This is a genomic window from Burkholderia sp. Bp8963, assembly GCF_003854275.1.
Taxonomy (GTDB): Bacteria; Pseudomonadota; Gammaproteobacteria; order Burkholderiales; family Burkholderiaceae; genus Burkholderia.
Genome location: NZ_QTQP01000002.1, coordinates 190,581 through 211,051 on the forward strand (window position 1 = coordinate 190,581; position 20,471 = coordinate 211,051).

Below are 20,471 nucleotides of genomic sequence, written 5' to 3' on the forward strand. Positions count from 1 at the left end.
GAACCACGGCTCAAAGCGCTTACGATTGGAGGACATTCACCTCCCCACACCCGACATCGTTGAGACTTTCGGGTATCCGAGCGCTAGAACTGCGCCTGGTGCAACTAGGGGAGAGATTGCCCGCCTGTCTAGTTCGATGAACGCCTATTTCAGACCGCCAAGTACGGCCGCAAGGATGACGGAGTATCACCGAAGTAGCCTTCACCTCTCTCGCTATGACTGCCACCCCTCGGGAATGAGCGCTTCTCCATTGCGGAACTCAGGAAGGATATGAACGTAGGCCATGTCCTTGAACGTTTCGCTCGGCACGTGCTCGAAGACAATCATCTGAAACTCGGTCTTGTAGTCCCTATTCATCCGCGCGATGAAATTATTGAGCAGATTGAAGGCAATCGATACCTTCTCCGTGTCGCTGTTCTTAAGCGTCACGTTGTCATCCGCTTTGTTGTCCGGATAGTAAGGCCTGCTAGGCTGGTCGATGATGAGGAAGCTAGGGATGAACATCGACTTGTGACTGATGGCAACCTCATGCAACGCGAGGAAATGCAGCAGATGCAGGAACATGTGGTTCGAGCTGCTGCCCACGTTTTCAATCAGCTTCGAGCGAGGCTTCCGTAGCCGTAAGCGCTTTTCCTTGTAGGCAAAGTCGGTCTGATAGGACGCGTAGTTCGCGAGCGCGTCTCCAGTTTCTTTGAGAAGGTCCAGCGCAATTTCGTTAATCATAGAGACGACGGCCTCGCGAGTTTCTTCCACATCGCGCACCTCGATGGCGTCCATCTGCCTCTGCAGGTCGTCTTCGTCGGAGGTCGTAGTCTGCTGCAGAACAGCCGGAGCTCGCGCTCCCTCATACGCTCTGAATCGCCCCATCGCCTCGCCCACGAACATCCATTTCTCGCGTTGAGAAGCGAAGGACTTGGGTTCTTGCGGAAGTCCGGAGAGGTCCCGTTGCAGCGCATCCCGTTCACCCTCGAGCGATTTGACCATCGCGCCAATCTGGCCATCGACCGGCTGCTTGCCAGTGATAGATTTCTTGACTGCCGACAGGTCTGATTTGAGGCTGCTGATGAGGTCATCAAAAATCTCGGACTTGACCAGGCTCGGTGCCTGCTTCATCAACTGCTCGATTGGTCGCAGACTGTCTTCAGCGTTCTTGAAGGTATCTTTGTAGGACCGGTATTCAGACGAGAACTGCCTGAGTTTCCGAAGGCGGCGCTCCACTACGAACAGCTTGGCGCTGGTCTCGACGTACCTGTTCAGGGCTTGCCCGGTCTCCGGCGACGCCGCGTCGCTGATAGCACGCCGGACGTTGTCCACAGACAGGCCAGCAGGGTCGCTGTCTATGAGGCCGTATTCGGCCGCCTTGACGGCAATATCGCGCACCTCTTCATCAAACGTCTCCCTCCCTTGGCCAAGGTGTGCCTCTTTGCGCTGGAGCCTTGCAATCTCCTTCCTCAGAGCTTCCCTTTTCTCGCGCGCGGCGATGTTAGAGAGGTCGTCAATGCCGAGAGCCATGTCAAAGATGCGCGGCAAAGCCTCCTGGTATCGCTCCTCGGACTGTTTATCGAAGAACACCTTGCTGTTGGTGATGATGTCTTCGGAAATTGTGTTGAACAGGAAAAAGTATCGGAACGACACCTTCGAACCAGTCTTCAGCGCGCGCCCGCCATAAGCGACCGTGACCTTATCGGTGATATGAAACTCTGCTTCAAGTATCGTTCGGATGTCGTCTTCTTTTGTATTCGACTCGGGCATGTCCGGTATCACCCCGGTGCTCGAAAAATAATAGTCGTTCGAGACCTCGTTGTCCCTTGGGCTCCTACGTGCAAGCGTGTACGTCTTGTCGTTCACGTAGAACGTCAGTCCATACCAGCCGACGTTCTCGTTGATGATACTATCCGGGAGCTTGTGGGAACTCGCCAGAAAGCAATAATCGATGATGTCGAGCAACGCGCTTTTGCCGGTGTGACTTTCGCCTGTAATCACGTTCAGGCGGTTGCGCTTGAAATTGAGACTGCGACGCTCGCCTGTGCGTGACCACAGCATGATGGAATCAAAGCCGAAATTCAAAGCTGCACCCTGAAGTTTAAATACAGCTCCTCGACCGGACCAGTGAGGAGCGAAGCGATATGACCCGCCGCTTTGGCGATTTTTTGCGCTCGTTTGCCAAACGCGGAGTCTACCTCTAGCGACTTCAGCAACGTCAAACCGCCATCGAAGCGAACAAAGCCCACTTCGACGAGAAGCTGTATCGCGTTAACTGTCATGGCGAGACTGCCGTCATACCGCGTCGCGAAATTGGCAAACAAATCGGGCCGCTGCGCAACCAGCGCCGCGGCCTCTCGCCGTGCGACTCGTGAGTCGCCAAGATGACGCACAGTCGCATCGTGCATTACCAGAGGCATCACGAGGAGCGCTTTCGGGAGCGTCACACTTTTTGAGTGTTCAAGGACGCTCATCAACGCGATTGCGCATATCCCGACATTGTTATATCCCGACCACCTACTGCTCATTGGCACTCCAGTCTTTATGCCAGCCTATCTGACCGGCGTCTGACAGGTAATAGAGCTCGCCGTTGCTAAGCGTCGTCGATAACTCGGTATCGCCGAGCTTGAACTGGTCCCGCCGCAGCGTAATCAGCAAGGCCATCGCAGCGTCAATAATCTGATGTGGCGTACTACAGCCTCGAAACGCCACCCGAAACTCGTTTCGCCAGCGCACGAATACCTCTTCGTGGAAAGTTTCAATCTCCTCGCTTACGAGGTCCCCCTCCTGGACCCACTGCTGGAGGTAACGCGAGATACGCAGTTTGTACGTGGTGTAATCGATGGCGAGTTCTTCGTCAGATTCGGAAATATCACCAATCTCCAATAGACGTCTGATAAATCTCTGAGCAAAGATATCGCTTGGCAGCTCCGGAGTAAATTTCGGATAGACCAACTTCTTCGTACGTCCATCATCGAAGATACGGCGATAGCGCTTCATGAAGTCGTCGAAGCTGATGAGTATTGCCTCTCCGCGCTTGACCGCAATGAAATTATCTGTCCGAATACTCGAATCCAATCGACTAAAAACCGTGTCGACCTTATCCGGGTCGATAATCTTCTCAAGCAGCGAACGCTTCACTCGACCGACAATGTCATCAAGCCCCAGCTCGACCTTGATGCGGCGAAAGAACGCCTCTAGAACCTCGGTCTCGAGCTTCAATACGCCGTCGATGTATCCTTTGATGCTCTGGTCGACGGTTTTGCTTTCAAGAGACTTTACGTGGTCAAGCAGCATCTGAAAGTCATCTTCACCCAAATTAAACCTATCGAGAATCTGAAGAAACTCGTTGGCCTTAGACTCAGACTTATTCGAGACCAGATGGAATTCGGTTTTCTCCACGTATCGAAGCTGCTGCGAGAGCTCCTTTCGCCCTTCCGCCTTGTCACTAATAACCTGCGACCAGTTATAAATCGTCTTCCAGAGGTCCGAATCGAGTTCGGTCAATGCAACAGGGTCACCCTTCGCATTACTGCGAACTGTATGCTTGAGCTGGACAAGTATATTGAAGTCAGCGTCAAGCGTCGTGTGAACGTCATCTTTGACTTCCAAACCGACGGTTTGACCTGATTTCAAATTAAGAAGGCGGTCCAGAAAATAGTAATATTGATACTCAAACCCAATACTCTTATCGTCTGCACTGGTCTTCTCGGTGAAACTCTTTTCGTTTGACACGTGCTACGCCCAGTTCTTTTGCTGACTACGCACACACTCGCCATCGCACCTGAACGCTTAAAAGCGCAGAATGGCAGCATCCCCGGAATCGAAAGCCTACAAAGCTAACCACGGCTTTCCGATAGCGAATCATACTTCGTTCCTACGTCTTTTTGTTGGCTGTGCAAGGGTTTGTCCGAGTAGCCTTGAAAAAAGGTACATCTGGCCCTGAACCGTAGAAATCAGCAAACGCATTCGCACTGAACCTGTATCAAACGTCCGCCTATTCGAAACGCGTGACAACCCTTCCTAATAATGCCCTCCCCCCATTTGGTCCGTCAGAACCGTGCCGATTCCCCGTGTGCACAACTCCGCTGTCCACACCACACGGGTGTGGACAGCCGCCCTAGGGGCGGTTCCGGAGTTGCGCACACTCGAAGGACTGCGCGCCGGCTACGCCGGCTTGCCTCAATCAAAGAAGATTCCCTAGTCAAAACCGAACGCAAAGGCCCACGCCCAAGGAACTCAGAGGCCATAAAAAAAGCGCTCCCGGAGGAGCGCTCTACCAGCCAAACTTTCGTTTTCTGGTTACCCGGCTCTACTTCTTGTAGTTCGCGGCGCCGTCGGTGATTTCCTTGTGCGCGGCATCGATGCCGGCCCAGCCCTCGACCTTCACCCACTTGCCCTTCTCGAGCGCCTTGTATTGCTCGAAGAAGTGCTTGATCTGGTCCTTCAGGTACTCGGGCACGTCGTCGATCGACTTCAGGTTCGCCGTCATCGGGCAGACCTTGTCGTGCGGCACCGCGACCAGCTTCGCGTCGACGCCCGACTCGTCGGTCATCTGCAGCATGCCGAGCACGCGCGAACGCACGATCGAGCCAGCCAGCAGCGGGAACGGCGTGATCACCAGCACGTCGACCGGATCGCCGTCACCCGACAGCGTCTGCGGGATGTAGCCGTAGTTCACCGGGTAGCGCATGCCCGTGCCGATGAAGCGGTCGACGACGAGGAGACCGAGCTCCTTGTCCGCTTCGTACTTCACCGGATCGCTTTGCGCGGGAATCTCGATGATGACGTTGAAATCTTGCGGCAGGTCCTTGCCGGCCGGAACATGGTTGAAGCTCATGAGCGTTCTCTGTTGGTCGAAGGGAATTCGGGACAGGGCACGCCGCGGTCGAGGCACGCGCCGCCGGCATGTCCGGAAAGAATGCGCCATTATAGCCAATCGATCGGTGGCGTCCGGATGACGATCGGCGCGATAATCGCGCTGAGCGTCCGGCCATCGAACAAAACGAGCGTTGCATCGGACAGAAGAGGCGCTGAAGCGCCCGTTCCGTCGACTTCCGATTGACAGCGAAGCACGGGATCGGAGTAACTGCTAAAGCGCTAACTCCGATCGACAGGAGCAGGCATGGAAGAGGCAAAGCACTTCATCGCGGGTGAATGGACATTGCCCGCGCAGCTGGAGACGATCCCGGTCATCGATCCGTCCGATGGCCAGCCGTTCGCGGCAATCGCGCGCGGCTCTGCCGCCGACATCGAGCGCGCGGTCGCCGCGGCCCGCGACGCATTCGCGGGCGCGTGGGGCGCCGCGAGCGCCGCCGAGCGCGGGCGCGTGCTGCAACGGCTGTCGACGCTCGTCGCAGCCCATCTCGAGGAACTCGCCACGCTCGAGGCCCGCGATACGGGCAAGCCGCTCAGGCAGGCCCGCGCCGACGCGGCCGCGCTCGCGCGCTACTTCGAGTTCTACGCAGGCGCCGCCGACAAGCTGCACGGCGAAACCCTCCCCTATCAGGCGGGCTACATGGTACTGACGGTGCGCGAGCCGCACGGCGTCACCGGCCACATCGTCCCGTGGAACTACCCGATGCAGATCTTCGGGCGCAGCGTCGGCGCGGCGCTCGCAGCCGGCAACGCGTGCGTCGTCAAGCCGGCCGAGGACGCGTGCCTGTCGGTGCTGCGCGTCGCCGCGCTGGCCGCCGAAGCCGGGCTGCCGGCCGGCGCGCTGAACATCGTCACCGGCTACGGCCATGAGGCCGGCGCGGCGCTTGCCCGCCATCCGGGCATCGACCACATCTCGTTTACAGGCTCGCCCGCGACCGGCAAGCTCGTCGCGCAGATGGCCGCCGACAATCACGTGCCCGTCACGCTCGAACTCGGCGGCAAGTCGCCGCAGATCGTGTTCGCGGATGCCGACCTCGACGCCGCGCTGCCGGTGCTCGTCAACGCGATCGTGCAGAACGGCGGCCAGACCTGCTCGGCGGGCAGCCGCGTGCTGATCGAGCGCACGGTGTACGAGCCGCTCGTCGAACGGCTCGCGACCGCATTCAACGCGCTCAAGGTCGGCCCGAGCCGCGCGGATCTCGACTGCGGCCCGCTGATCAATGCGAAGCAGCAGCAGCGCGTGTGGGATTTCCTGTCCGACGCGCAGCACGACGGCATTCCGATGGCCGGGCACGGCCAGGTCGTCCCGGAAGCGCCCGAAACCGGCTTCTACCAGGCCCCCGCGCTGCTGCGCGACGTGCCATCGACACACCGGCTCGCGCAGGAGGAAGTGTTCGGCCCCGTGCTCGCCGCGATGCGCTTTGCGGACGAGGACGAAGCGGTCGCACTCGCCAACGGCACGCCGTACGGTCTCGTCGCCGGCATCTGGACGCGCGATGGCGCGCGCCAGTTGCGCGTCGCGCGGCGGGTCCGCGCGGGCCAGGTGTTCGTCAACAACTACGGCGCGGGCGGCGGCGTCGAGCTGCCGTTCGGTGGCGTCGGCCATTCGGGCCACGGCCGCGAGAAAGGCTTCGAGGCGCTGTACGGCTTCACGGTGCTGAAGACCATTGCGATCCGGCACGGCTGAACGCGCGACGCCACGTTCAGCGGTTCGGCAGCACACGATGACATACGACAAACCAGGAGACACACCATGCGGTTGAGCGGCAAGACGGCGATCGTCACGGGCGGCGGCTCGGGATTCGGCGAAGGCATCGCGAAGACGTACGCGCGCGAGGGCGCGAACGTCGTCGTCAACGACCTGAACGGCGCGGCGGCCGAGCGCGTCGCGAGCGAGATCGCGCTCGCTGGCGGCAAGGCGATCGCGATCGCAGGCGACGTGTCGCAACGCGACGACTGGCGCGCGTTGCTCGCCGCCGCGCTCGACGATTTCCACACGGTGCAGATCGTCGTCAACAACGCCGGCACCACGCACCGCAACAAGCCCGTGCTCGACGTGACCGAAGCCGAGTTCGACCGCGTCTACGCGGTCAACATGAAAAGCCTCTACTGGTGCGTGCAGACGCTCGTGCCGTATTTCCGCACGCAGGGCGGCGGCGTGTTCGTGAACGTCGCGTCGACGGCCGGCGTGCGGCCGCGCCCGGGCCTCGTCTGGTACAACAGCACGAAGGGCGCGATGATCACCGCAAGCAAGTCGCTCGCGGCGGAGCTCGGCGCCGACCGCATCCGCGTGAACTGCATCAATCCCGTGCTCGGCGAGACGGGCCTGATGACCGAGTTCATGGGCTGCGAAGACACGCCGGAAAACCGTCAGCGCTTTCTCGCGTCGATCCCGCTCGGCCGCTTCTCGACGCCGCAGGACATTGCGAACGCGGCGCTCTACCTCGCATCGGACGAGGCGGAATTCATCACCGGCGTCTGCCTCGAAGTGGATGGCGGGCGCTGCATCTAGGCGAACCGGATCGTATCGGGCCACATCTGCCTGACCGGGCGGCATCGCAGCAGCGGCTGCATTGCATGAATTCCGGGCAGGCGCCAATAAGGAGACAACATGGCAACATCGACGCATTCGCTGCCGGGTTCATCCGGCGCCTTCGAGGAAGCGACGTACCGCAAGGTCTCGTGGCGGCTCACCCCGCTGCTGCTGCTGTGCTACGTGGTCGCGTATCTCGATCGCGTGAACGTCGGATTCGCGAAGCTGCAGATGGCGACCGACCTGAACCTGAGCGACACCGTCTACGGGCTCGGCGCCGGGATCTTCTTCTTCGGCTATTTTCTGTTCGAAGTGCCGAGCAACATCATCCTGCACAAGCTCGGCGCGCGCCTGTGGATCGCGCGCATCATGGCGACCTGGGGCGTGATCTCGATCCTGACGATGTTCGTCACGACGCCCGCGATGTTCTACGTGATGCGCTTCCTGCTCGGCGTCGCCGAAGCGGGCTTCTTTCCCGGCGTGATCCTGTACCTGACCTACTGGTATCCCGCGCACCGGCGCGGCCGGATGACGACGTTCTTCATGACCGCCGTCGCGCTGTCCGGCGTGATCGGCGGGCCGATCTCGGGCTTCATCCTGAAGACGTTCGACGGCTTGAGCGGCTGGCACGGCTGGCAATGGCTGTTCCTGCTCGAAGGCATTCCGTCGGTGCTGGCCGGCGTGCTCGTGTTCTTCGCGCTCGACGAGCGGATCTCGAAAGCAAGCTGGCTGACCGATGAGGAAAAGGCACTGCTCGCGCGCAACGTCGACGCGGAGGAGGCCACGAAGGAAGACCCGTCGCTCGGCACCGTGCTGTCGAGCCCGCGCGTGTGGCTGATGGCGCTCATCTACTTCTCGTTCGTGATGGGGCTCTACGGCGTCGGCTTTTGGCTGCCGACGATCATCAAGGCGACGGGCGTCACCGACACGTTCGCGATCGGCCTGCTGTCGGCAGTGCCGTATGCGGCCGCGGTCGTCGCGATGATCCTGGTCGCGCGCAGCGCGGACAAGCGCCGCGAACGCCGCTGGCACGTCGCGATTCCGGCGGCGATCGGCGCGCTCGGGCTCGTGCTGTCGGTGATCTGGGCGCACCAGACCGCGCTCGCGATCCTCGGCCTCACGCTCGCGACGATGGGCATCCTGACGACGCTGCCGCTGTTCTGGAGCCTGCCGACCGCATTCCTCGGTGGCACCGCGGCCGCGGCGGGCATCGCGATGATCAACTCGATCGGCAATCTCGCGGGCTTCCTGAGCCCGTACATGATGGGCTGGCTCAAGCAGGCAACGGGCGCGAACGACTCAGGCATGTACGTGCTCGCCGGATTCCTCGTGCTCGGCGGCCTGCTCGCGCTGTCGGTGCCGAAGCGGCTCGTCGACCGATAGGCTCGTCGACCGGCTTGTTGACCGTTAACGTGGCGCGAATCCGCGCGCCACAAACAAAACACCCCGAAGGCCGGGCGGCGTTCGGGGTGTGTCGGACTGCTGGCGCACCGTGTGCATCGTCTGCGCCAGCCGCATCGGCCGTGTCAGACCACGGTGATCGCGAGCGCGCTTTCGCGGTAGTGCTTCGCCGCCTTGTCGGACTCGCCGAGATGCTCGAACAGCCGCGCGAGCGCGCGATGCGTGCGCACCTTCAGCGCCTCGTTGTCGGCGAGCTTGAGCGCCGCCTCGAGGAACGACTGCGCCTTGCCCCACAGCTGCTGCTGCTGGCAGAGCCGGCCGAGCGCAAACAGCAGGTCGGCGTCTTCCGGATGATCCTTCTTCCACCCTTCCGCCTTCTGGATCAGCGGCAGCGCATCGGCGCCGGCCGTGTCCGGGTAGCGGCGCAACAGGCGCGCGTCCCAGTTGTGCGCGAGCGCGTCCTCGACGACGCGGCGCGCCTCGGGCCGGCGTTCGAGCGACACGAGCAGTTCGGCCGCGAGATCGGCGAGACGCGGCGACTGCCGCTCCGTCGCCGACAGCGATTGCCACACCTCCAGCAACGCATCCGGATCGTGGCGGCGGTCGCGCAGCAGGTTCTCGGCCGCCTGCTGGCGCAGCCGCACGGCGGCGGCCGGATGCAGCGCCTCGCGCTTCTCCAGCGCCTTCGCGAGCTTCAGCACCTCGGCCCAGTTCTTCAACTGCTGCTGCGCGCGCAGCGCGACCTGCTGCGCGTGGATGCGCTTGCCGCCCGCCTGCATCTCGGCCAGCGCGGCGAGGGCGCCGTCGGCGTCGCGCGCGTCCGCGCGCATGTCGGCCGCAGCGAGCATGCGCGCGTCCTGCCACTCCGGCGCGTCGACCTTCGACAGCCAGTCGTCACGGCGCGTGTACTCATGCATCCGGTGTGCAGCGGTGGCCGCGACGAGGCTCGCCGCGCCCTGGTTCGCGTCGATCGACAGCGCGTCGCGCGCGGCCTTCTCGGCGCGCGAGAAGCGGCCCGCGTACAGGTTCGCGATCGCGTCGCGCAGCGATGCCTGCGCCTTCTCGTTGCGCGTGCGGGCGCGATACGCGGCGACCCGATGCGGCATGCGCCAGATGTTGCGCACGATGCGCAGCAGCGCGTAGACGACGATGAACAGCACGACGATGCCGATCACGAACAGGTTCAGCGACAGGTCGACCCGGTACGGCGGATAGACGAGCAGCACCTGCCCCGTGTCGAAGCGGCCGACGGTGGCCAGCGCCGCGGCGATCGCGAACAGGATGGCGAGCCAAACGATTCCTCGAAGCGTCATCGTTACCCCCGGCTCTTGAACTGCTGAACGGCGTTCAGGCTCGTGTTCAGGTTGGGCAGCGCAACCGTCAGCGATGCGCCGTCGACCTGTTTCAGCAGATCCTCGACGGTCTGCGTGTCACGCGACGCCTGGTCGAAATACTTCGCGAGCGACGCCTGCGCGGCGTGCAGGTCGCCCTTCATCGCCGGCTCGTTGCGCGCGAGCAGCGACAGGCGGGCCGTCAGCAGGCGCAGCTTCACGTTCTCGCGCACGAAGTAGCCTTGATCGGGCGACGCGAGCATCGCGTCCGCGTTGTCGATCCGGCGCACCTGCACGAGGCCCTTCAGTTGCTGGCCGAGGCCGGCCGAGAAGTCGTGCCACCAGACCTTCCAGCGCGACTCGCCGGCCGTGGCGGCCGCGGAAGCCGCGGAGGCTGTTTTAGCGGCATCCGCCGGCGCGTCGGCCTTCGGCGCCGCGTGCGGCACGATCGCCTCGCCGGCGAGCGGCAGCGCGTCGATCTTCGCGATCGCGTCGTCGAGCTTGATCGCGAGGCCCGTGAGATCGGCGGACGGCGTGGCCTTCAGCTTCTCGATGTCCTGCGCAAGCGCCTTGCGCACCGTGACCGCCTGCGCGCTCTGCGACGTCGCGAGGCGCGCGTCGGCGTTCTGCAGCGCGATCAGCGCGAGCTGCGTGTTGCCCGTGAGCTGCAGTTGCTGGCTCGCGCTCGACAGCATCTGGTCGACCTCCTCGAGCATCCACGCGTCGCGATTGCGCGACAGGTCCTGGTATTGCTGCTGCAGTGCCTGCTGCGTGCTCTGCGCGTCGGCGAGCTTGCCGTCGAGCTGCGCGAGCTGCGTGTCGACCTGATGCGCGCTCGCGAGCGCCTGCTCGGTCTTCGTGCGCGTGTCGGCCGCCTGCGCGTCGAGCGCCTTCTGGCGTGCGACGACCGCACCGTCGAGCCGGTCGATCTTGCGGTTCAGCGCATAGCCGCCGACGCCCGCCGCGCAACCGAGCACGACGACGACGAGCCACAGCACGGCGCTGCCGCCGCGGCGCGCGGGCGGCTCGGGCGACATGTAGGGCGGGCTGGACGGCGTCGCGGCGGCTGCGGCCGGCTGGGAAGAGACGCTTTTGGAATCGTTGGTATCAGTCATGCGTTTGGTCACCGGTGCGGCTGTCGCCGGGTGGTCGGTCTCGTCGGCCTCGTCGGCCATCGTTCGAAACGCGCGGACGATGCGCTCATCGCCCGCGCCGGTCAGCGTAATCCTATCAAAACCCAATGCGCGCGCGGTCTGCTCGATCCGCGGGTGCGGCGTCACGAGCGGCGCGTGCTTCAACGCGTCGATCTCGGCGTCGGTCAGGTGCGCGTGCGCGAGTTCGTGCAGATTGCGCACGCCTTCCGAACTCGTGACGAGCCACGCGTGCGGCTCGCCGCCGAGCAGCGCGTGCACGCGCTCCCAGGTGCCGATGCGCGGCTCCGGCACGACGCGCCGGTACGCGGCGACGAGCTGCACGTCGGCGCCCGCTTCGCGCAGCCGGTCCGCAAGCCATTCGCGGCCGCCGTCACCGCGCACGATCAGCACGCGCTTGCCGGCGAGCGCCGCCGTGCCGCCGAATGCGGCTTCGATGCAGGCGAACAGGCTTTCGGAATCGTAATGCGGCGCGCTGCCGTCGGCCGGCGCCTGCGGCGCGATCACACGGTACGCGGGCGCCGCAATGCCGTGCCGCTCGAGCGCGGCGACGCTGCCGGGGCCGACGACGCCGACCGGCAGCGCGTTCGGCCAGATCGCGCCGTACTGCGCGAGCGCGCGGTCGATCGCGTTCGGCGACACGAAGATCACGAGCGCATAGTCGGCGAGCGCGGCGAACGCGGCGTCGAGCGGCGCCGGATCGTCGAGCGGCGCTATGTCGATCAGCGGAAATTCGAGGACGTCGCAGCCGGCATCCGCCAGTTGCGACGCGAGCCCGGCCGACTGCCCGTCCGGGCGCGTGAGGACGGCGGTGAACGCGCGCTGCTGGTCGGCCACGCCCGCCATCAGGCGTCGCCCTTGCCGGCCTGCGAGCCGGCGAGCAATGCACGGACGATATCGAGCGCGCCCTGCGCTTCCAGCTCGTCGGCAACCGCGCGGCCGAGCGCGAGCGCGTCGGCGGCGGTCATCACCGCCGCGCACTCCTCGGCCGTCAGCACGCGCTTGCCGTCGGTCGTCGACACGCGGCCCGTCAGGTACAGCTCGCCCGCGCGCCACACCGCATGCGCGGCGAGCGGCACCTCGCAACTGCCGCCGAGCGCACGCGACACCATCCGCTCGGCCTCGACCGCGAGCGCGGTCGCGCGATCGTGCAGCGGCGCGAGCCACGCGGCGACGTCCGCCCGGTGCGACGCGATCTCGATGCCGAGCGCGCCCTGGCCCGCCGCGGGCGGGCTGTCCTCGACGTCGATCAGCGCGCGGATCCGCGCATCGAGCCCGAGGCGCTTCAGGCCCGCGGCCGCGAGGATGATCGCCGCGTAGTCGCCGCGGTCGAGCTTCGACAGGCGCGTGTCGAGGTTGCCGCGCAGCGGCTGCACCTGCAGGTGCGGGTAGCGCGCGCGCAGCATCGCCTCACGGCGCAGGCTCGACGTGCCGACGACGGCGCCGGCCGGCAGCGCATCGAGCGACGCGTAGTCGTTCGACACGAACGCGTCGCGCGGGTCTTCGCGGCTCATGACGGCCGCGAGCGCGAAGCCGTCGGGCAGCGCCATCGGCACGTCCTTCAGCGAATGCACGGCCAGATCGGCGCGGCCATCGGCGAGCGCGTTTTCCAGTTCCTTGACGAACAGGCCCTTGCCGCCGACCTTCGACAGCGTGCGATCGAGAATTTGATCGCCACGGGTCGTCATCCCGAGGATTTTCACGTCACAAGCTGGATATAATTTGCGCAGCGCATCACGCACATGTTCGGCTTGCCACATCGCCAGTCGGCTCTCACGCGAAGCAATCGTCAGCGTCGCCGGCGGCTGTGCCTGTCGCGGCTCGGCCGCAAGGGTCTCGGAATTCATTGCAGGAACATCGAAGGACGGGATTGAAGATCGAACAATGGTAGCACGCACGCCCTCGCCCGCCCGGGCGCGGAACGGGCCCGGCGCCGCCTGGCGCGGGCCGCGGCGCAGATGCGCGGACGTGCCGCAGTAGTCGCAGTCGCTGGATCGCAGTTCCTTTTCACTCGAGCTTTCCCAAGGAAACCCATCGTGAAGTCTTCCGGATCGGCGCGCACGGCGCGCCGCAATGCTGCCTTGCCCTCCTCCGACGCCCAGACGGGCTCCATCGCCGCCGCTGCGAACGGTCGTGCGAAACCGGCAACGAAATCGGCAACGAAACCGAAAGACCCGATACGTCAGACAAGACGCACGACGAAAGCCGCCGCTGCGGGCGCAGCCGTCAACGCGAAGCCGCAAGCGCGCACCCGCGAGGACAAGGATCGCCCGCTGTTCGAGGACATCCGCTTCCTCGGCCGCCTGCTCGGCGACGTCGTGCGCGAGCAGGAAGGCGACGCGGTGTTCGACGTCGTCGAGACGATCCGCCAGACCGCGGTGAAGTTCCGCCGCGAGGACGACCGCGAAGCCGCGCAGACGCTCGAGAGGAAACTGCGCAAGCTGACGCCCGAGCAGACGGTCAGCGTCGTGCGCGCGTTCAGCTATTTCTCGCACCTCGCGAACATCGCCGAGGACCGCCACCACAACCGCCGCCGCCGCATCCACGCGCTCGCCGGCTCGACGCCGCAGCCGGGCACCGTCGCGTTCGCGCTCGACCAGCTGAAGCAGTCGGGCGGCGCATCGAAGGGCGTGCTGCAGCGCTTCTTCGACGACGCGCTGATCGTGCCGGTGCTGACCGCGCACCCGACCGAGGTGCAGCGCAAGAGCATCCTCGACGCGCAGCACGACATCGCGCGGCTGCTGGCCGAGCGCGACCAGCCGCTGACGACGCGCGAGCGTGCGTACAACGAATCGATGCTGCGCGCGCGCGTGACCGCGCTGTGGCAGACGCGGATGCTGCGCGACGCGCGCCTGACCGTCGGCGACGAGATCGAGAACGCACTGTCGTACTACCGCGCGACGTTCCTCGACGAACTGCCCGCACTGTATGGCGACATCGAGGCTGCACTCGCCGAGCACGGCCTGCCCGCGCGCGTGCCGGCGTTCTTCCAGATGGGCAGCTGGATCGGCGGCGACCGCGACGGCAACCCGAACGTGACGGCCACGACGCTCGACGAGGCGATCAACCGCCAGTCGGCGGTGATCCTCGAGCACTACCTGGAACAGGTGCACAAGCTCGGCGCCGAGCTGTCGGTGTCGAACCTGCTGGTCGGCGCGAACGACGCGGTGAAGGCGCTCGCGGCCGCGTCGCCCGACCAGTCGCCGCACCGCGTCGACGAGCCGTACCGCCGCGCGCTGATCGGCATCTACACGCGGCTCGCCGCGAGCGCGCGCGTGCGCGTCGGCGAAGGCACGGTGCCCGTGCGCAGCGCCGGGCGCGGCGCGCCGCCGGTGCGCGCGACGCCGTATGCGGATTCCGAGGAATTCGTCCAGGACCTGAAGGTGCTGATGGATTCGCTCGCCGAGCATCACGGCGCGTCGCTCGCCACCCCGCGCCTCGCGCCGCTCGTGCGTGCGGCCGAAGTGTTCGGCTTCCATCTGGCGAGCATCGACCTGCGCCAGAGCTCCGACATCCACGAAGCTGTCGTCGCCGAGCTGTTCGCGCGCGCGGGTGTCGAAGCCGACTACGCGTCGCTCGCCGAGGAAGACAAGCTGCGCGTGCTGCTCGCCGCGCTCGCCGATCCGCGGCCGCTGCGCTCGCCGTACTTCGAATACTCGGCGCTCGCGCAAAGCGAACTCGGCGTGTTCGAGAAGGCGCGTGCGGTGCGCGCGCAGTTCGGGCCGCGCGCGGTGCGCAACTACATCATTTCGCACACGGAGACGGTCAGCGACCTCGTCGAGGTGCTGCTGCTGCAGAAGGAAACCGGCCTGCTCGAAGGCGCGCTCGGCGCCAGGCACGGCGGCGCGAAGAACGGCCTGATGGTGATCCCGCTGTTCGAGACGATTCCCGACCTGCGCGACGCATCGCGGATCATGCGCGAGTACTTCGCGCTGCCGGGCGTCGAAGCGCTGGTCGCGCACCAGGGCGGCGAGCAGGAAGTGATGCTCGGCTACTCGGACAGCAACAAGGACGGCGGCTTCCTGACGTCGAACTGGGAGCTGTACCGCGCCGAGCTCGCGCTCGTCGACCTGTTCCGCGAGCGCGGCATCACGCTGCGTCTGTTCCATGGCCGCGGCGGCACGGTCGGCCGCGGCGGCGGCCCGACCTACCAGGCGATCCTGTCGCAGCCGCCCGGCACCGTGAACGGCCAGATCCGCCTGACCGAACAGGGCGAGGTGATCGCGAGCAAGTTCGCGAACCCGGAGATCGGCCGGCGCAACCTGGAAACCGTTGTCGCCGCGACGCTCGAGGCGTCGCTGCTGCCGCAGTCGAACGCACCGGCACAATTGCCCGCGTTCGAGACCACGATGCAGGCGCTGTCCGACAGCGCGATGGCCGCATACCGCGCGCTCGTCTACGAGACGCCCGGCTTCACCGACTACTTCTTCTCGTCGACGCCGATCACCGAGATCGCCGAGCTGAACATCGGCAGCCGCCCCGCGTCGCGCAAGCTGCAGGATCCGAAGCACCGCAAGATCGAGGACCTGCGCGCGATTCCGTGGGGCTTCTCGTGGGGCCAGTGCCGCCTGCTGCTGACCGGCTGGTACGGTTTCGGCAGCGCGGTCGCCGCATACCTCGACGGCGCGAAGGACGACGCCGAGCGCAGCAAGCGCCTCGCGCTGCTGAAGAAGATGGACAAGACCTGGCCGTTCTTCTCGAACCTGCTGTCGAACATGGACATGGTGCTCGCGAAGACCGATCTCGCGGTCGCGTCGCGCTATGCGCAGCTCGTCGCGGACAAGAAGCTGCGCAAGCACGTGTTCGACCGGATCGTCGCCGAGTGGGAGCGCACGTCGCAAGCGCTCGCGGAAATCACCGGCCACGACAGCCGGCTTGCGACGAACCCGCTGCTCGCGCGTTCGATCAAGAACCGCTTCCCGTACCTCGATCCGCTGAACCACCTGCAGGTCGAGCTGATCAAGCGGCACCGCGCGGGCGACACCAACGCGCGGCTGCGGCGCGGGATTCACCTGACCATCAACGGGATCGCGGCCGGCCTGCGCAACACGGGCTGATCCGCGCACGGGGCGCGGCGCATGCAGTGCATGGGCCGCGCCGGAACGGCACAGGCCGCGGTCAGCGCGCGTCGATCAGCAGCGCGTCATGTTCGAACGAGCCGTCCGGCTGCACCGCGTAATGGCTGCGCACCTCGTCGGGCGCATGCGCCCACAACGCGCGAATGCCCGTCACGCTGTCGGCCGGCGTGCGGATCCGCGCGACCCACGTGTCGAAATCGATCGGCAGGCGCCAGCGGCTCGCCACCTGCGCGTCGAAACCCGCGTCGCGGAACATCGCGAGCCATTCGTCGGCCCGGTAGTCGCGCACGTGCGACGCGTCGCGCAGCACTTCCGCCGCCTGCAGGTAGGTGTCGAGCAGCGGATGATCGTTGCCGGCGATGTCGATCATCAGCACCCGGCCGCCCGGCTTCAGCACCCGCCGCACCTCGGCGAGCGCCGCACGCACGTCGTGCCAGTGATGCGCGCTCATCCGGCTCACGACCCAATCGAACGTCGCCGCGTCGAACGGCAGGCGCTCGGCCGGCCCGTGGCAGGTGCGGATGTTCGCGAGACCGCGCTCGCGCGCCGCCGCGTCGACGGTCTCGAGCATCTGCGGCGCGAGGTCGTACGCAATTACCTCGCGCACGTGCGGCGCGACCGCGAAGCTCGCATGGCCCGCGCCGCAGCCGAGATCCAGCACCGCGGCGTCCGGCGTCGCGCACACCGCGTCGGCGAGCGCCTGCAGGTCGGCGCCCGTCGCATGGACCGTGCTCGTCAGGTAAGCGGCGGCCGTCGAGCCGAAGGCGTCGGCAACCTGGTCATGATGTTTCATTGCATTCTCCTTGGTGGAAACCGTCCGCACCGGTGCCAGCGGACGCGTGAGCCGTTACAATAGGCGCACGCTTGTACCAGTACAAGCTAAGCAGTTATTCTGGTATTCGATCCACCTGCCTGATGTATTCCGCATGAGCCTTCCGTCCGCCTCCCCCGCTCCGCCGCTCGACGCGACGCCCGCCCGCGCGCTCGGCGACTTCATCCGCGCGCACCGCGAGCGCCTGTCGCCGCAGGCCGTCGGCCTGCCGCCCGGCCCGCGCCGCCGCACGCCCGGATTGCGGCGCGAGGAAGTCGCGCAGCTGTGTGGCGTCAGCCCGACCTGGTACACGTGGATCGAGCAGGGCCGCCCGGTGTCCGCATCGGCCGACGCGCTCGCGCGCATCGCGGTCGCGCTGCAGCTGTCGCGGGCCGAACGCGCGTACCTGTTCGAGATGGCCGCGCAGCGCGACCCGGCCGAACCCGACGTCGCGGGCGGCGACCTGCCGCCGACGCTCGCGGCGACCGTCGCCGCGATCGCGACGCCCGCCTACGTGCTCGACCGGCAATGGAACGCACTCGCGTGGAACGCGCCGGCCGCCGCGCTGTTCGCGGGCTGGCTCGACGGCGATCACGACCGCAACCTGCTGCGCTTCACGTTCATGTCGCCGGCCGCGCGCGCGCTGATCGTCGACTGGGACACGCGAGCGCGCCGGCTCGCCGCCGAATTCCGCGCCGATTCGATCCGTCACCTGACCGAAGCGCCTACGCGCGCGCTGATCGACGCGCTGACGGCCGGCAGCGACGCGTTCGCGCAGTACTGGGCGTCGCAGGACGTGTTCGAGCGCGAAGGCGGCCAGCGCGAGTTCGACCATCCGGCAGACGGCCGGCTCGTGTACCAGCAGATCACGCTGAAGCCCGCGCATCGCGAGGACCTGAAGCTCGTCGTGCTGGTGCGCGAATAGCGCAGCTTGCGCGGCCGTCGCAGCGGCGCCGCGCGGCTGCGACGCACGGCGCCGGCAGGCTCCGGCCGCGCCCCGCACGGCGCGGCGGCCTGGCCCGCGAATGTTAGAATCTCCGGATTCCTCGCGGCGCACGCCGCCCAACATCCCTTCGAAGAATCGCCATGACGTCCCAACTGCACAAAAAGGGCGAGGCCTGGTCGGCCCGCTTCTCGGAACCGATGTCCGAGCTGGTCAAGCGCTACACGTCGTCGGTGTTTTTCGACAAGCGCCTCGCGCTCGTCGACATCGCCGGCTCGCTCGCGCACGCGAAGATGCTCGCCGCGCAGAAGATCATCAGCGCCGACGACCTCGCAGCGATCGAACGCGGGATGGCGCAGATCCAGGGCGAGATCGAGCGCGGCGAATTCGAATGGCAGCTCGACCTCGAGGACGTGCACCTGAACATCGAGGCGCGCCTGACCGCGCTGATCGGCGATGCCGGCAAGCGCCTGCACACGGGCCGCTCGCGCAACGACCAGGTCGCGACCGACATCCGCCTGTGGCTGCGTGGCGAAATCGACCGGATCGGCGGCCTCTTGAACGACCTGCGCGGCGCGCTGATCGACCTCGCGGAGCAGAACGCCGGCACGATCATGCCGGGCTTCACGCACCTGCAGGTCGCGCAGCCCGTCACGTTCGGCCACCACCTGCTCGCATATGTCGAGATGTTCTCGCGTGACGCGGAGCGCATGCGCGACTGCCGCACCCGCGTGAACCGCCTGCCGCTCGGCGCGGCCGCACTCGCCGGCACGAGCTACCCGATCGACCGTCACGCGGTTGCGAAGACGCTCGGCTTCGACGGCATCTGCGCGAACTCGCTCGACGCGGTGTCGGATCGCGATTTCGCGATCGAATTCACGGCCGCAGCCGCGCTGGTGATGACGCACGTATCGCGCTTCTCGGAAGAGCTCGTGCTGTGGATGAGCCCGCGCGTCGGCTTCATCGACATCGCCGATCGCTTCTGCACGGGCAGCTCGATCATGCCGCAGAAGAAGAACCCGGACGTGCCCGAGCTCGCGCGCGGCAAGACCGGCCGCGTGAACGGCCACCTGATGGCGCTCCTCACGCTGATGAAGGGCCAGCCGCTTGCGTACAACAAGGACAACCAGGAAGACAAGGAGCCGCTGTTCGACACGGTCGACACGGTTGCCGACACGCTGCGGATCTTCGCCGAGATGGTCGCGGGCATCACCGTGAAACCGGACGCGATGCGCGCGGCCGCGCTGCAGGGCTTCTCGACTGCGACCGACCTCGCCGACTACCTCGTGAAGCGCGGCCTGCCGTTCCGCGACGCGCACGAGGCGGTCGCGCACGCGGTGCGGATCTGCGACGATCGCGGCATCGACCTCGCGGACCTGACGCTCGACGAAATGAAGCAGGAGCTGCCGAACGTCGCGCACCTGATCGGCGACGACGTGTTCGGCTACCTGACGCTCGAAGGCTCGGTCGCGAGCCGCAACCACCCGGGCGGCACCGCGCCGGACCAGGTGCGTGCCGCGGCGCAAGCCGCCCGCGCGGCGCTCGGCAAGTAAGCCTGCCGGATCCGACGGACGCCGCCGCGGCGTCCGTTTTTCGTTGGCGCGGCCATGCGCGTGATGCGCGCCGCGCCCCGCTCCGCCCTCGACTCCCGGACTTCCCAATGACGTTTTCCGCTGCGATCTTCGACATGGATGGCCTGCTCATCGACTCCGAGCGGACGATCATGAACACGTGGATCGACATCGCAGGCACGCATGGCGTCGCGCTATCCGTCGCCGACTATCTGCAGATCGTCGGCCGCTCGTTCGCGGAAGGCCAGACGATCCTCGCACGCATCATCGGCGACGCCGATACATTCGATTCGGTGCGCACGCGCGTGCGCGAACGGCTCGCCGCGCCGGAGCCCCATCCGAAGTTCCCGCTGAAGCCCGGCGCGCACGCGCTGCTGTCCGCGCTCGCACAGGCCGGGATCCCGTGCGCGGTCGCATCGTCGTCCGCGCGCGACGTGATCCGCGCGCGGCTAGACGCGGTCGGCGCGCTGCCGTTCTTTCACGCGATCGCGGGCGGCGACGAAGTCACGCGCGGCAAGCCCGACCCGGCCGTCTACCGGCTCGCGGCCGAACGGCTCGGCGTGGCGGCCCATGCGTGCGTCGCGTTCGAGGACAGCGATTTCGGCGCGCAGGCCGCGGCCGGCGCCGGCGCGGCCGTCGTCACGGTGCCCGACCTGAAAGCGCCCACGCCCGAGATCGTCGCGCTGAGCCTGCACGTGCTCGCGTCGCTCGACGATGCGCTCGCGCTGATGCCTGCGTGGTTCGGCCTGCACAACGTACCGCATCGCTGACCCGGTCACGCGGGTCGTCCGC

At 66.0% G+C, this 20,471-nt stretch carries 15 protein-coding genes; 7 read left to right on the top strand and 8 right to left on the bottom strand.

Annotated elements, in window-relative coordinates:
• Positions 1 to 213: 213 nt before the first annotated feature.
• The 4 genes from DID96_RS02745 to ppa form a co-directional block, all read right to left on the bottom strand.
• Positions 214 to 2,043 carry a DUF3732 domain-containing protein gene (locus DID96_RS02745; RefSeq protein WP_260463785.1) on the bottom strand — a complete coding sequence of 610 codons (1,830 nt, stop codon included), beginning with the start codon at positions 2,041 to 2,043 and terminating at the stop codon, positions 214 to 216.
• Positions 2,044 to 2,063: 20 nt separating this feature from the next.
• Positions 2,064 to 2,456: a three component ABC system middle component gene (locus DID96_RS02750; protein ID WP_221624567.1), complete on the bottom strand. Its 393-nt coding sequence runs from the start codon at positions 2,454 to 2,456 to the stop codon at positions 2,064 to 2,066.
• Positions 2,457 to 2,499: 43 nt separating this feature from the next.
• Positions 2,500 to 3,717 carry an ABC-three component system protein gene (locus DID96_RS02755; protein ID WP_124597730.1) on the bottom strand — a complete coding sequence of 406 codons (1,218 nt, stop codon included), beginning with the start codon at positions 3,715 to 3,717 and terminating at the stop codon, positions 2,500 to 2,502.
• A gap of 577 nt (positions 3,718 to 4,294) precedes the next feature.
• Positions 4,295 to 4,822 carry an inorganic diphosphatase gene (gene ppa / locus DID96_RS02760; RefSeq protein WP_017333852.1) on the bottom strand — a complete coding sequence of 176 codons (528 nt, stop codon included), beginning with the start codon at positions 4,820 to 4,822 and terminating at the stop codon, positions 4,295 to 4,297.
• 285 nt (positions 4,823 to 5,107) lie between these two features.
• Here ppa and DID96_RS02765 point away from each other — a divergent pair, with 285 nt between their 5' ends.
• From DID96_RS02765 to DID96_RS02775, 3 genes are all read left to right on the top strand, one after another.
• Positions 5,108 to 6,547 (top strand): aldehyde dehydrogenase family protein, encoded by a 1,440-nt coding sequence (locus tag DID96_RS02765; RefSeq protein WP_124597731.1) that lies wholly within the window; start codon positions 5,108 to 5,110, stop codon positions 6,545 to 6,547.
• Positions 6,548 to 6,613: 66 nt separating this feature from the next.
• A complete protein-coding gene (locus DID96_RS02770; protein WP_124597732.1) occupies positions 6,614 to 7,372 on the top strand; it encodes an SDR family oxidoreductase in 759 nt (252 codons plus the stop codon).
• A 99-nt stretch (positions 7,373 to 7,471) separates the two neighbouring features.
• Complete coding sequence (locus tag DID96_RS02775) at positions 7,472 to 8,776, top strand: MFS transporter (RefSeq protein ID WP_124597733.1); 1,305 nt, start codon at positions 7,472 to 7,474, stop codon at positions 8,774 to 8,776.
• Between the two features lie 143 nt (positions 8,777 to 8,919).
• Here the strand turns inward: DID96_RS02775 and DID96_RS02780 are convergent, their stop codons facing one another.
• The 3 genes from DID96_RS02780 to hemC are packed head-to-tail and all read right to left on the bottom strand — an operon-like array spanning position 8,920 to position 13,123.
• Positions 8,920 to 10,107 (bottom strand): heme biosynthesis protein HemY, encoded by a 1,188-nt coding sequence (locus DID96_RS02780; RefSeq protein ID WP_124597734.1) that lies wholly within the window; start codon positions 10,105 to 10,107, stop codon positions 8,920 to 8,922.
• A 2-nt stretch (positions 10,108 to 10,109) separates the two neighbouring features.
• Positions 10,110 to 12,113, bottom strand: coding sequence for a fused uroporphyrinogen-III synthase HemD/membrane protein HemX (gene hemDX, locus DID96_RS02785; protein ID WP_409333755.1), 2,004 nt, complete (start codon positions 12,111 to 12,113; stop codon positions 10,110 to 10,112).
• 8 nt (positions 12,114 to 12,121) lie between these two features.
• Positions 12,122 to 13,123, bottom strand: coding sequence for a hydroxymethylbilane synthase (gene hemC, locus DID96_RS02790; protein ID WP_124597736.1), 1,002 nt, complete (start codon positions 13,121 to 13,123; stop codon positions 12,122 to 12,124).
• 189 nt (positions 13,124 to 13,312) lie between these two features.
• Here hemC and ppc point away from each other — a divergent pair, with 189 nt between their 5' ends.
• Entirely contained in the window at positions 13,313 to 16,333 is a 3,021-nt protein-coding gene (ppc, locus tag DID96_RS02800) for a phosphoenolpyruvate carboxylase (protein WP_124597737.1), read from the top strand.
• A 61-nt stretch (positions 16,334 to 16,394) separates the two neighbouring features.
• On the opposite strand, the gene DID96_RS02805 is transcribed toward ppc, so the two are convergent.
• Positions 16,395 to 17,147, bottom strand: coding sequence for a class I SAM-dependent methyltransferase (locus tag DID96_RS02805; protein WP_124597738.1), 753 nt, complete (start codon positions 17,145 to 17,147; stop codon positions 16,395 to 16,397).
• A gap of 133 nt (positions 17,148 to 17,280) precedes the next feature.
• Here DID96_RS02805 and DID96_RS02810 point away from each other — a divergent pair, with 133 nt between their 5' ends.
• The 3 genes from DID96_RS02810 to DID96_RS02820 all read left to right on the top strand — a co-directional run bounded on the left by DID96_RS02810 (position 17,281) and on the right by DID96_RS02820 (position 20,449).
• Entirely contained in the window at positions 17,281 to 18,090 is an 810-nt protein-coding gene (locus DID96_RS02810; protein ID WP_124597739.1) for a helix-turn-helix transcriptional regulator, read from the top strand.
• Positions 18,091 to 18,251: 161 nt separating this feature from the next.
• The gene (argH, locus tag DID96_RS02815; protein WP_124597740.1) at positions 18,252 to 19,661 is read left to right on the top strand and encodes an argininosuccinate lyase; all 1,410 of its coding nucleotides are present in this window, start codon (positions 18,252 to 18,254) and stop codon (positions 19,659 to 19,661) included.
• 107 nt (positions 19,662 to 19,768) lie between these two features.
• Positions 19,769 to 20,449 (top strand): HAD family phosphatase, encoded by a 681-nt coding sequence (locus DID96_RS02820; RefSeq protein ID WP_124597741.1) that lies wholly within the window; start codon positions 19,769 to 19,771, stop codon positions 20,447 to 20,449.
• Positions 20,450 to 20,471: the final 22 nt, after the last annotated feature.